Source organism: Solitalea lacus (assembly GCF_022014595.1).
GTDB lineage: Bacteria > Bacteroidota > Bacteroidia > Sphingobacteriales > Sphingobacteriaceae > Solitalea > Solitalea lacus.
Map to the genome: position 1 here is coordinate 322262 of NZ_CP091740.1, position 13054 is coordinate 335315.

Consider the following 13054-nt stretch of genomic DNA (forward strand, 5'->3'; position numbering starts at 1 on the left):
GGTTATAAGAGGGGATTGCTTATAATCTTATTTCTAATTAATTATTTCCAATGAGTGATCTTTTTGAAAATACAGATCGTACTGAACTTTCTCAAATGGGTGAGTTTGGTTTGATTGATCATCTGACAAAAAACGTTAAAATCTATAACGATTCAACCATAAAGGGGATAGGCGATGATGCTGCAGTTGTGAGCCATGGGAAGAAAAAAACGCTGGTTTCAACAGATTTATTGATTGAAGGTGTGCATTTTGATTTGATGTATGTACCCTTAAAACATTTAGGCTATAAGGCCATAATGGTTAACCTTTCTGATATATGTGCTATGAATGGCACTCCAACACAAGTTACGGTTTCCATAGCCATGTCTAGCAGGTTTTCACTTGAAGCAATTGAAGATCTTTATACGGGGATGTTGCTGGCATGTGATAAATGGAAAATAGACATGATTGGTGGCGATACTAGTACTTCGCAAAAGGGTCTGATCATTAGCATTACGGTTTTAGGTGAGGCCAATGAAGAATCAATCGTATACAGGAATGGGGCAAATAAAGGAGATTTAATTTGTGTTTCTGGTGATTTAGGTGGCGCATACATGGGCTTGCAAATGTTGGAACGCGAAAAAGCTGTTTTTCTACAAACACCTAACGTTCAACCTGACTTAGAAGGTAAAGACTATATCTTAGAGCGCCAGCTTAAACCAGATGCTCGTATGGATATTGTAGAGTTATTGAAAGCGCTTAGCATAAAACCTACAGCTATGATTGACATATCCGATGGCTTAGCTTCAGAAACTTTGCATATTTGTAAACAGTCAAATGTTGGATGTAAGTTATACGAAGAAAAAATCCCTATTGATCAGCTAACATATAATACAGCCCGTGAGTTTAATCTCGACCCTACAGTTTGTGCATTAAATGGAGGAGAAGACTATGAGTTATTATTTACGGTTAGTCAAGCTGATTATGATAAGATTAAAAGTCAACCGGATATTTCTATTATAGGCCATATTACGGATGAAAGTGAAGGAACTTATCTGGTAAGTAAATCAGGTAACGTACATGAAATCAAAGCGCAGGGTTGGAATGCATTCAAATCTAATTCATAAATTGATTTAAAAATATTTTCATTGCGGTTTTGTTCATGATAAATGATACAAAGCCGTAATGTTAATCACTAAACTTATACCTCCCTCTATTTCATCTAGACATTTAAAATCTCCTTAAAATTTCTTAAGTTAATGGTAAATCGCCGAAGCGTTTACCTTCAGGGTATGATATGGAGATAAATTCCGGCGATAAATATTAAAACAGTAACACACCTGTCTTTTCATTTTATTGCATGTGCTCTCTAAAATCAGTAGGAATTACTGTCCTTTTCTTCCTTATTTCTTTGATTTCTTTCGGACAAAAAACAGATAAAATTTTGCTCGAAAACGGCGATTTGCTTACCGGAGAAATTAAAGGATTAAAGTTTGCCATGCTCAGCTTTAAAACCGATGCTATGAGCACCATCAATGTTAAATGGGAGCAAATAGTTTGGCTTCAATCGTCAAAAAATTATGAAGTGAAATTCAGATGGGGCGAGTTAAGAGTAGGCAGGCTGGATTCGGTAATTTATAATGATAAACTGGCCAACCTAAATAACGTTGTTGAAATAACCCCAATAAAAGACCGTTTTTTTAAACGCATTGATGGGAATGTTGATGCAGGCTTCAATTATACGTATTCAAGTAGGCTAGCACAATTTAATATGAGTGGAATGGCTGATTATCGCATGCCTAAATTTGAAACCATATTAAAAGCAAGTTCCATACTCACCAGTCAGCCTGCTGATACCAGCCATCCGGTAACAAAAAAGCAAGATGCCTCTTTGCAGTTCATTAGTTTGTTAACCAACAATTACTTTCTTGATTCTAAGCTTGCCTGGCAGCAAAATACTGCACTTGGTTTAAAGAGCCGTTTTTCTACCCAATTTGGCGCAGGCAAGGATTTAATTTATGATAATCATAACCGCTTTAGCGGTGCTATAGGTTTATCCGGAAACCGCGAACAATCGGATGACGTAGAGGACATTACTATAAATCTGGAAGCATTTGCGGGGTTGAGATTTAAAAAATTTCATTATTCCTCTCCCAAAATAAATATTGATACCCAGTTAGGTTTTTTTACAGGGTTATCACAATTGGGACGTTTTAGGATAGAGGCCAATCTGTCTGCCAAAGTGGAAATATTTACTGACTTTTTTATAGGCATTACATTTTACGATAACTTCGACAACAAGCCTTTATCAGGTGCCACAGGCAAGAATGATTTTGGGATAATTACATCCCTCAGTTACTCGTTTTGAACATTAACTTTTTGTATTTATTTCAGTATAAGTAAAGGAAATCAAATACAAATGAAACCGATAAAAATAGCCCTGGCTTTTTCAGCTTTAGCTCTCTTGTTTTCTTCTTGTTCAAAGTCGAATAATAACAGTATTGAAGAACCGGGCTCGCCCCGATTAATTTTCAAATTTAAATTTGACCCTAATCAGGTTAGGTTGAATAATATCGGCCAGCCTTCCGTTATAGCTTCCGGTAACGCCGCTCAATCACCAAAGTTTAATTTGATGAGTTCGCATTATATCGAAATGGCTCCAAATGCATTTACGGCACTTGGATCTGGAACAGTTTTATTTCATGCTGCAGAAACAGCTGCGGGGGGTAGTAATGCAATAGACTTTTCTAAAAATAAAGCAGTAGGCGATGGTGAAGAATTTTTTAGCATTCCAATAAAAGAGGTAAAACCCGGAACCTATGAATATTTACGTGTTAGTTTAGCTTACCAGAATTATGACATTTTGTTTAAGGCAAAAAATCCTTTAGATCAAAATACTACCTTAACGACCAATGGAACCTTGGCGTCTTTTATCGGATTTAATACTTACATCGGAACACTTAAAATTAAAAATACCTCTATAGAGGTTAATGCAAATAAAAAACAAGGCTTTTGGGCTTTTGAAACCATGGGTTTAAATTTTTCGGGCGATGCATCAAAAACAACCGTAGTAAATCCGATCAATAGCTCCTCTCCTATTCCTCAGGGTAGTTGTGTGGTTACCGGATCCTTTAACAACATGCTGACTATAACGGGCAATGAAACGCAAGATATTGTTATTGAAGTGCGTTTATCAACCAATAATAGTTTTGAATGGAGAGAAGTAAATGCAGATGGATATTTTCAGCCTGATATTGGGGAGATAGTTGAAGATATGGGGGTACGCGGAATGATACCAGTGATTAAGTAAAGTTGATTTTCAAAAAAAATTTTCGGGCCTTCGGCCCTTTTTTTTAGAATCGGATTATATCAGCGTCTGGTGGAACATAACCCAAAATTCGACCCATCGACATAATCTGCCCTTTATGATGAAATTCATGTGTAATAACATGTGTGAAAATTTCCATTAATGAAAAGTTCATTTGAACGTCATTGCGCATACCAATTATTCGCTGGCCAGGAATTTTATAAATAGATAAAATTGTCTTAACAGCTTCGTCGGCTCTATGAAATTCTTTTTTTATGTCGCTAAGACTTTCAACTTCGTCGTTCTGCAAAAAATACTCATGCGTTTGCAGAGCAAACCTTGATAACCAGGAAACATAGGCGTTGCTCACGTGAAGTAGAGTCGCTTTTATACTACCACGCCCAAAATTGGGAACAGGTTGGTTAAAATGCTCAAGTGTCATAGATTCACAAAAACCGAAAACTACTTCCCGGCTGCTTTTTATCAATTGGTATTGTTCTTCAAAAACTGTCATGTTTGAATATAAATATCATAACGCAAATTTTAAAAGGGATTTATGTAAATTACTGCATCAATTTATGCTCTATGAATCTTCAATCATCTCCCGATCCTTCCCGAATCATGCAAGTTGGCATGGGTTTTTGGGCCTCTAAGGTTTTATTATCTGCAACCTGGTTTGATTTATTTACCAATTTGGCCTCCGGTAAATTATCCGCGGGTCAGATAAAAGAGAAACTGGATTTGAAAACTACCGATCGACATATTTATGATTGGTTAGATGCACTGGTTTCTTTAGGGTTTTTGCAACGAGAAGGTATTTATGACAACGCCTTTTATAGCAATGCGCCGGATACCGACTTATTTCTTGATAAAAACAAGCCGTCTTACATAGGCGGAATTTTGCAGATGAGCAATAACCGCATTTATAACATTTGGAGCAACCTAGAAAACGGATTGAAAACAGGGAAGCCACAGAATGAGGCGGGCTCTGGTAACATGGAGCTTTTTCATGTTTTATACGAAGATCCTCAAAAGTTGCAGGAATTTATGGATGCCATGAGTGGGATCCAGAGTGGAAACTTCATGGCATTAACCAATAAATTTAATTTTGACAACTATAGAACCCTTGCGGATATAGGCGGTGCTGATGCATGGTTGAGTATTCAAGTGTGTTTAAAGCACCCGAACATACAATGTGTCAACTTTGACCTTGCTCCGGTTGGGCCATTGGCTACGGCTAAAATTGCTCGGTTTAATTTACAAGATCGTATAAAGCATCAAACGGGTGACTTTATGAATGATGGAATACCAAGTGCTGAAGTCATAACTATGGGCAATATTTTACATGGATTAGACGAAGAGTTAAAACAGAAGTTGATAAACAAAATTTATGATAAACTACCGTCTAATGGCGTGTTCATTGCCATAGAAAATATAATTGACAATGATAGACGGCAGAATGCTTTTGGACTAATGATGAGTTTGAATATGCTGCTTGAAAATGGCGATGGCTTTGACTATACTTTTGACGATTTTCAAAGATGGACCAACCAGGCAGGTTTTAAAAAAGTGGAGATAATGCCATTGACAGGTCCTTGTAGTGCAGCAATTGCATATAAGTAAAAACTTACACAGAGAATGGATGAACCTACTCATCCATTCTCACAATTTTTGGATAAAATAATCCTATGGTTTCCACCAAATCGGTTTGCGCTTTCATCACTTCTTTAATGTCTTTATACGCATGTGGGCTTTCATCCAAGCCTCCTCCGATAAGAGTAATTCCTTCATTGGTAAGTATTTTTGATAGCTCTTGGCGAGTAATGCTATTAGCCGCTTGAGTACGAGATAGCTTACGACCTGCTCCATGGGACGCAGATTGAATAGATGCTTCATTTCCTTTACCACGCACAATAAAACCTGGCGCAGTCATAGAACCCGGAATAATACCCAACACATTTTTGCCAGCAGGAGTAGCTCCCTTACGATGCGTAATTACCTCTTTCCCGTTCCAAACTTCTTTCCAGGCAAAGTTGTGATGGTTTTCTAACATCGCCAGCGGTTTTTCGGCCAAGGCTTTTGCCAATTTTTCATGAATACGATGATGACACGCCGACGCATAATCGCCTGCAAGATTCATGGCAATCCAGTACTCCTGCCCTTCCTGAGTGTTTAAATCGAGCCAAGCCAAATGTTTGGCTTCTTTCGGCAACACGCATTTCTCCATAGCCACTTTAGTATAATGGTTGGCAATCGTAGCCCCCAAGCCACGTGAGCCGGAATGAGATAATACGGACAAATACTTACCTATTGGAATATTCAATTCGTTTTGAGGATCAGTAATTTCTACAATACCAAACTCTACAAAGTGATTTCCAGAACCCGAAGAGCCTAATTGCTTTGCTGCCTTCATTTGCAAAGATTTTAATAAAGGGTTCTCATTAAAGGCGTTGTTATTCAGTACTTCGTGATCCTCGGCTTTTGAAAACTCCTTGCCCGCGCCAAATAAAGTATTTCGGTTAAGCAATATTTCAAGCTCCTGTTTACGGATGTCTACCAGTTTATCAGGCATGTCATAGATGGATAGACACATCCGACAGCCAATATCAACCCCAACTCCATATGGAATAACAGCATTCTCAGTAGCAAGCACGCCACCTATTGGCAAACCATAACCTTGGTGCGCGTCAGGCATTAAGGCTCCTGCTACAGTTATAGGTAAACGAGCAGCAATTTCCATTTGATTTATGGCACCTTGTTCTATCTGATCATGTCCATAAGTAGTATAAGGTGTTTTTTCATCTCGCAAATCCTGAATGGAATTATCGCGGAGTAATTTTAGTTTCTCCAACAGCTCAACCGAAACCTCGGTATGCCCGGTTGGCGATTTCTTTAGTTGCTGTTGATGATATTCTACTAGAGCCGCAGCCGTTTTGGCAAAGCGTTGATCTTCTAAATAATCAAATGGGTTTTCAATCACGGGTTTTAATAAGTCCAGTACAACATAGTGTGACACCTTTTTGAAATGCTTTGGCAAATCATTAATTGCAATGCTTATTGCTCTATTCTCTGGAAACCCAATTGTACGTAGGTCTTTTCCTGTTAATCTTAGTTTTGACATTGTATATTTAAGAGAGCTCGTTATTTATTAAACAATATAAGTTAGGTAATGTTGATTTCACCAATCATAAAAGTATGGTTCCCTTTTGATGCAATCTTAATAGAAGTTTAAATCAGCATTATTGATGTCGAAATAGTAGAGGTTTATTCGCCTAATTCAAAGCATAGTGAGGGGATGAGATCTTCCAATTCCAAAAGGGTTAAAATAGTCTGTATTGAATTAGTTTTTTGGTGCCTTATTCTGCAGCTGATTCAAAAGGAATGTTATGTGGTATTTCAGTTGATTGGATATTAACTCAGGCAAAAGAAGGTGAAAGTGTAAGGAATGCAATTATTAAAGAGCTTGCATCGACTAGAGCATACAACGCATGGGCAAGTACATATAAAGAAAAATATCACAAGGACTTTGAAGTCCGCTTTAAATAAAATCTTGACGAATATTATAAATAATAAAAATGTGGTGTTTTTCAAGCCTTGAGTTTTGTCTATTAATTTTCAAGGGTTTTTATTTTTGAGTAGAATTTTCCTGAACTCCTTATTCAAACTATGCTTTTTCTTAAATTAGAGGTTACGGGTCTATTGAAATGGAATCAGCTCATCTCATATTAATTGTCGGAGTTTTGCTTGTGATGGTTTATGATTTCACCAATGGGTTTCATGATGCATCGGATATGATTGCCACTGCAATTGCCTCCATGTCAATGACTCCTAAGGTGGCAATTGTTTTAGTAACTACATTTACTTTCATCGGACCATTTGCAGGCGGTGTTGCAGTGGCTGACACCATTGGAGAATTTGTTCGCATCAAGGGTGAATCGCAAATAATTGCACAAAGCATAACGATAGCAGGATTGCTTTCCGCCATCTCATTTAATCTCATCACCTGGAAACTTTCACTGCCGAGTTCATCGTCTACTTCGCTTGTAAGCGGATTGGTAGGGGCAGGATTATTTGCACTTAACAGCAATCATATTCGTTGGGGATTTGCAGAATTGCTAAATGGCGAAATTACCGGTTTCATGAAAATCCTTGTCGGTCTATTTTTCTCTCCGCTTGCAGGATTTTTTGTAGGCTTCCTTCTAATCAAACTGATGATAAGATTGATGAGGAGACTAACTATCCAATCAAAGAAATTTTTCATCGCATCGCAATACCTCACTGTGTCGTGGCTTGCATTTAGTCACGGTACAAACGATGCACAAAAAGGAATGGGAGTGCTATCGATGCTATTGCTTGCAAGTGGGGTTTATCCATCATTTCAGGTGCCTGCATGGGTGATTCTGCTTTGTGCATCTTCCATCACAGCAGGAACATTATTTGGAGGGTGGAACATCATCAAAACCGTGGGCTTTGGTATCTACAAAGTAAAACTCGTTCATTCCATTGCCGACCAGGTCGGTTCTGCTTTTGTTATTCTTTTATCATCATTCATTGGCGCCCCTGTTTCAACCACCCAGGTAGTAACCACTACGTTGATGGGAGTGGGTGCTGGTGAAAGGCCGAAACATGTGCGATGGAATACGGCAAAATTAATTGGAGTAGGATGGTTGTTCAATATTCCCTCCTGCATTTTACTGGGTGCTGTTTTTTGTTTTATTTTTATAAAGATATTTTCATAAGCACCATGAAAAGTTTCTTAGAATATATCCTCCCGAAAGAGATTGATTTTTTTGGCAATCTTCATCATCAAAGTGAAATAACTAAGGAAGTGTTGGATACACTTCATAATATTTACGTTGATATGTCAAAAACAAATGAGCAGTTGATTGCAAAAATTCAGGAAGCGAATAAAATGCGTATGAGTCATTTGGTTGAACTTAATTCGGTTATGATTACACCAGTTGACAAAGAAGCGATAAGCCGTATTTATGTTGAGCTTGACTGGATTGTATTAAGTATTAAACATTTGAATATTGAAATTTCAGCACATCATATCTCTAACTTGAAGGAATATGAGAGAATGATTTTGTTGCTTAAAAAACAAATGATTAAGATGAACGATTGCTTTCTGAACTTGAAACAAAAAAAATATGGTGAGCTGCTGAGCATGGTAAATTCAATCATTAGGATGGATGACGAATTGATAAAAGAATATTCTGTGCAGGTATCAGTTCTGCTTCTGAAAGAAAATATCAGAGACATTATACGGCACAAGGAAATTCTTACGCAACTGAAAGAAGTGAGTAAGCGAATTCATGTATGTGCAAACTCAATTGAGGATATCGTATTTAAATTGAACTAAATAAGAGCTGAGCTCATTTAATTTTTAAAATGGAATTGGATGAACAATTTTCAAGGGCTTTTAGTTGAGAAAAACATTCTTTAGTTAATTTAGTTAACCTTTTATTTTAAACATGTCATTCAAAACATTTGGCAAAAAACCTTCGGGGAATCGCCTGTTAAAAATCAATAATTCACCTAATTATAAAGAAGGGGCGTTTAAAAACCTATCGAATACAGCCGTGATGACAGAAAAGGGTTCTATGGTGAAAACAATGATAGAGTTTTTGAACAAGCCAAAAAATACAACGCCGGAGAAGAAGCTTCCATCAATAAGAACAGATTTGAAGAATATAAAATCAGAAAATCCGGTAATTGTGTGGTTTGGCCATTCATCCTATTTTATTAAAGTAGAAGGTAAAGCTATTTTGGTTGATCCCGTTTTTAGCGGAAGTGCGGCTCCTTTTAGTTTAGGCGTAAAGAGCTTTGATGGCAGCGATGTTTATAAGGTGGATGATTTTCCTGAAATTGACATGCTTATATTAACGCATGATCATTATGACCACCTGGATTTTGAGACGGTATTGAAACTAAAACCAAAGGTTAAGCAGATCGTTACATCTTTGGGAGTGGGTTCTCATTTAAACTATTGGGGATTTAAAGAAGAGGCTATACATGAACTTGACTGGTGGGAAACTGCTGAAGTTATTAAAAATTTGATCATTACCGCCGCCCCTGCACGCCATTTCTCCGGACGCGGAATAAAAAGAGCGCAAACGCTATGGTCGTCATTTGTGTTACAAGTCGGCAAATGGAAAATTTACATTGGGGCTGATAGCGGTTATGATACGCATTTTACAGAAATCGGAGAAAAATATGGTCCATTTGATTTGGCTATCCTTGAATCGGGGCAATATAATTTAAAGTGGGCCGCCATACACATGATGCCAGAACAAACTGTTCAGGCTACTATCGATTTAAAAGCTAAAGTATTATTGCCTGTTCATTGGGGTAAATTCACGCTGGCGTTACATGCCTGGGACGAACCCATTGAAAGAGTATTAAAGGAAGCTGAAAAATTGAATGTGAAGGTTGCTACCCCTTTAATTGGCGAACCAATAGTTTTAGAAGAATGCTTACCTGACAAAAAATGGTGGCGATTTTAAAGATGTTTGGATTGATTTTAGTTGGTTAAAACAAGGTTGAATTCAACGCCACAATGTTTAATTAAATGGTAATTGCTTTTGTAATGATTGATAGTAAGAATGTTAATAAATGGATTGTAATGCTTTTTAGTCTTTTTTTGACGGCATGTTCGCCAAAAGTGACAGAAACGGGTAAGGCATCTTATTATGCTGATAACTTTGAAGGAAGAAAAACAGCAAGTGGAGAAAAATATTCTGCAGTAAAGTTTACTGCAGCGCACAAAACTTTGCCTTTTGGAACTAAGATAAAAGTAAAAAATCTAATTAATGGAAAAACAGTTAAGGTGGTAGTTAATGATCGAGGACCATTTGTTGCTGGAAGAATTGTTGATTTATCGGGAGTTGCTGCTAATCAGTTGGGGTTAAAGTCGGCAGGTACTGCCCGCGTGGAAATAAAGTATAAAAAGATCAAAAAATAAATATAAATACAAAGCGGCCTGCAGAAATTTCTGCAAGCTGCTTTTGCTTTATTTTTTATTACATCCGCACTCCCATCGGTATGAGTTGCTAAAATTTACTGTTATCTGAGAACCCGTGCTCGCCGGTTGAAAAATGGATGATTGCGGTTTAAGTGTTGCAAAATACCCTGAAAGCCACTTAATTTCACCAGTTTGCTTGTTGTAATTATAACGGCCGGTTTCGCCATTGTCTAACCAGCGGTAGGTCCCATCGGCTTTTAATTCAAAATTGCCCTTGTATATATTGCTGAATGTTGGTGCGCCAGCCTGAGCATTGTAGTTGCCGTTGTAAACAGTTTGTGTACAGGCATATTTTCCAAAGATCAGTACTCCTCCCCCTGTTTCCTTCGTCTTTGTGAAAGGCTTAATATTTCCAAAGGTCTCTTTATCTCTTTTTGCGCGGTATGCTACATGTTTTTTTTGGGCAATATCCGCATCAGTTCCATATCGGTTTTTTAAATGGGGGTTTAAACTGAAAGCCTTGTTTAAATAAGGCTTGGCTTCATTAGTTTTTCCCTGAGCTATCATCGAAATGGCCAGCAGATAATTACTAAAACCGGTTTGCCCGTCAGCATTTACGGCTAACTCAAATTGAGTTTGCGCACTATGATAATTTCCACCCTCAAAATATTCAATTCCGCCAATAATGTTGTTTCCTGGAGTTAAAAATCGGGTTTCTTCGCCACCGGTAGCCTTTGAATATTTCATGCGTTCAATGTAGGCATCTAAGCCATCTTTAGAATCGTTTTTGGGAGACAAAGTGTCAGCAGGTTTTGGGGCAGTTGCCGGGAATTCTTTGTTGTAACAATCTTTTAAGGAAGGATTTAGATTGAAGGCTTTCTGTAAAAATGCCTGCGCTTTTTGAGTCTTATACGTATCATTTTGCTTGATTAAACTAATGGCGTACATATAAGTAGCGAATGCATTGTCGCTTTGTTTGTTCATTGCATCTTCAAACTTCCAGGAGGCTTCTTCATATTTTTTCAACTCATAATTTTCCCAGCCATACATAAATGATGACCCTGCTGTCATGAATGCAGTTTCTTCTCCTCTAACGGTTTGAGATTTTTTTAGACGATTAACATATTTTGTCAAGTCATCTTGGGCAAGAGCTGATGAATTTGAGAAAATGATTAGTAAAAAGCAAAAAAGTAATCGCGGTGTATTCATATAAGTTTTCACTAGGTTAATAGGTTAATTAGTTAAAAGAAATGTTGTAGTATTTAACATTAGGATTTTCTTTTGTTTGATAGATTTTCCCATTGAGATCATCATGATTCAACTAAGGTTGGGCATCTAAGTGTTTTGCATCTAACTGCTTACTTGCTTTAGCGCCAAGGCTTTTCACTTTTTCAGCAGTAGTTATTAAACTTCCCCGACCAGTTGAAAGCTTATTGACCGCTTTGTCAAAAGCATTACGAGATTGATGTAAGTTCTTATCAATTTGCTCCATATCGCCAATAAAGCCAACAAATTTGTCATACATCTCACCGCTTAATCGTGCGATTTCCATTACGTTCCGGTTTTGCTTTTCCTGTTTCCATACCGAAGCAACCGTTCTAAGCGTTGCCAGTAGCGTACTAGGGCTTACAATCACTACTTTTTTATCCCAGGCATAACCGAATAAATCCTGATCAGTTTGAACAGCCATGCTAAACGAAGATTCTATTGGAACAAACATCAATACAAATTCAGGAGCATTTAGGCCATTGAGTTGATGATAGTTCTTGTTGCTCAAGTCTATAATATGATTTCGAATTGAACCAACATGTGAACGTCCAAACTTTTCACGGTCTTCTTCGTTTTCTGTATTAGTCCATTGCTCATAAGCTAGCAATGAAACTTTTGAGTCAATCACTAAATGTTTGTTTTCGGGAAGATGAACAATGACATCGGGAATATAGCGGTTTCCATCAGCGCCAACTAGGGTCATCTCGTGGGATTGTATGGTATAGTTTTCACCTTTTATTAACCCCGAACGCTCCAGTACTCGTTCCAAAATAAATTCACCCCAATTGCCTTGTTTCTTGGTGTCGGTTTTTAAAGCTCGGGCTAAATTATTGGCCTCCTCACTTATTTTTTGATTCAGCTCAAACAGTTTTTTGACCTCTTCTTTAAGGCTGATCTTATCTCGTAATTCCTGATCATAGGTTTTCTCCACTTTTTTCTCAAAGTCACTGATTTTTTCTTTTAAAGGATTAAGAAGCAAGTCAAGGTTTAGTTTATTCTGTTCTGTAAATTTCACGGATTTCTCTTCAAGCAACTTTCCGGCAATGTTTTCAAACTGAATTGTCAGCTTTTTATGCATATCTTGAATTTCGGCTTTTTGATCGTCAACCCGTAGTTGCTGGCTTTTTACGTTCTCGCGTAGTGCTACCAATTCAATACGGGTTTGTTGAGCAGCTTCACGTTCCTCATCAAGTTCGCGAACTAACCGACTACGATCTTCACTATGCTGAGCCGATGATCGACTATTTTCTTCTGCTAGCAAGCGCGCCCGCTCCTCAAGTTTCGTTTTTTCCAAAGCAATTTTCTGGTACTTTTTGGAGCTAATAATAATTGAGATCGAATATGCTGCAAGTGAACCTATCAAAGTGCCTGTTAAAAGTGAGATGATATCCATATTAAAGTGAGGGGTGAAGTTTAAATAACGTTCAAAGTTAATTTATAAGATTAAAAACAAGTTCAAGATAGTGTTATCGGAAAAAATGGCGTATGAAATGTAAAAATTTCAGGGTATTACAGGGGCTTTTCGCCATGGAATA

Annotated in this window: 13 protein-coding genes; 9 read left to right on the forward strand and 4 right to left on the reverse strand. The window is 37.6% G+C overall.

Going from position 1 to position 13054, the window contains the following annotated elements:
• Window positions 1-50: 50 nt before the first annotated feature.
• The 3 genes from thiL to L2B55_RS01325 all read left to right on the forward strand — a co-directional run bounded on the left by thiL (window position 51) and on the right by L2B55_RS01325 (window position 3289).
• Window positions 51-1106, forward strand: coding sequence for a thiamine-phosphate kinase (thiL, locus tag L2B55_RS01315; RefSeq protein ID WP_237848492.1), 1056 nt, complete (start codon window positions 51-53; stop codon window positions 1104-1106).
• A 233-nt stretch (window positions 1107-1339) separates the two neighbouring features.
• The gene (locus tag L2B55_RS01320; protein WP_237848493.1) at window positions 1340-2347 is read left to right on the forward strand and encodes a DUF481 domain-containing protein; all 1008 of its coding nucleotides are present in this window, start codon (window positions 1340-1342) and stop codon (window positions 2345-2347) included.
• 51 nt (window positions 2348-2398) lie between these two features.
• Window positions 2399-3289: a hypothetical protein gene (locus L2B55_RS01325; RefSeq protein WP_237848494.1), complete on the forward strand. Its 891-nt coding sequence runs from the start codon at window positions 2399-2401 to the stop codon at window positions 3287-3289.
• Between the two features lie 43 nt (window positions 3290-3332).
• Here L2B55_RS01325 and L2B55_RS01330 read toward each other — a convergent pair whose 3' ends face one another.
• Window positions 3333-3800, reverse strand: coding sequence for a DinB family protein (locus tag L2B55_RS01330; RefSeq protein WP_237848495.1), 468 nt, complete (start codon window positions 3798-3800; stop codon window positions 3333-3335).
• A 71-nt stretch (window positions 3801-3871) separates the two neighbouring features.
• Here L2B55_RS01330 and L2B55_RS01335 point away from each other — a divergent pair, with 71 nt between their 5' ends.
• Window positions 3872-4909: an acetylserotonin O-methyltransferase gene (locus L2B55_RS01335; protein ID WP_237848496.1), complete on the forward strand. Its 1038-nt coding sequence runs from the start codon at window positions 3872-3874 to the stop codon at window positions 4907-4909.
• A 25-nt stretch (window positions 4910-4934) separates the two neighbouring features.
• Here L2B55_RS01335 and L2B55_RS01340 read toward each other — a convergent pair whose 3' ends face one another.
• On the reverse strand, window positions 4935-6407 hold the full coding sequence (locus L2B55_RS01340) for an RtcB family protein (RefSeq protein ID WP_237848497.1): 1473 nt from the start codon (window positions 6405-6407) through the stop codon (window positions 4935-4937).
• A gap of 230 nt (window positions 6408-6637) precedes the next feature.
• Here L2B55_RS01340 and L2B55_RS01345 point away from each other — a divergent pair, with 230 nt between their 5' ends.
• From L2B55_RS01345 to L2B55_RS01365, 5 genes are all read left to right on the forward strand, one after another.
• Window positions 6638-6832 (forward strand): hypothetical protein, encoded by a 195-nt coding sequence (locus tag L2B55_RS01345; RefSeq protein ID WP_237848498.1) that lies wholly within the window; start codon window positions 6638-6640, stop codon window positions 6830-6832.
• Window positions 6833-6990: 158 nt separating this feature from the next.
• A complete protein-coding gene (locus tag L2B55_RS01350; RefSeq protein ID WP_237848499.1) occupies window positions 6991-8025 on the forward strand; it encodes an inorganic phosphate transporter in 1035 nt (344 codons plus the stop codon).
• Window positions 8026-8030: 5 nt separating this feature from the next.
• The gene (locus L2B55_RS01355; protein ID WP_237848500.1) at window positions 8031-8648 is read left to right on the forward strand and encodes a hypothetical protein; all 618 of its coding nucleotides are present in this window, start codon (window positions 8031-8033) and stop codon (window positions 8646-8648) included.
• Window positions 8649-8760: 112 nt separating this feature from the next.
• Window positions 8761-9792: an MBL fold metallo-hydrolase gene (locus L2B55_RS01360; RefSeq protein ID WP_237848501.1), complete on the forward strand. Its 1032-nt coding sequence runs from the start codon at window positions 8761-8763 to the stop codon at window positions 9790-9792.
• Between the two features lie 65 nt (window positions 9793-9857).
• A complete protein-coding gene (locus L2B55_RS01365) occupies window positions 9858-10250 on the forward strand; it encodes a septal ring lytic transglycosylase RlpA family protein (RefSeq protein ID WP_237848502.1) in 393 nt (130 codons plus the stop codon).
• 48 nt (window positions 10251-10298) lie between these two features.
• Here L2B55_RS01365 and L2B55_RS01370 read toward each other — a convergent pair whose 3' ends face one another.
• Entirely contained in the window at window positions 10299-11459 is a 1161-nt protein-coding gene (locus L2B55_RS01370; RefSeq protein ID WP_237848503.1) for a tetratricopeptide repeat protein, read from the reverse strand.
• Between the two features lie 112 nt (window positions 11460-11571).
• On the reverse strand, window positions 11572-12912 hold the full coding sequence (locus tag L2B55_RS01375) for a DNA recombination protein RmuC (RefSeq protein WP_237848504.1): 1341 nt from the start codon (window positions 12910-12912) through the stop codon (window positions 11572-11574).
• Window positions 12913-13054 lie beyond the last annotated feature (142 nt).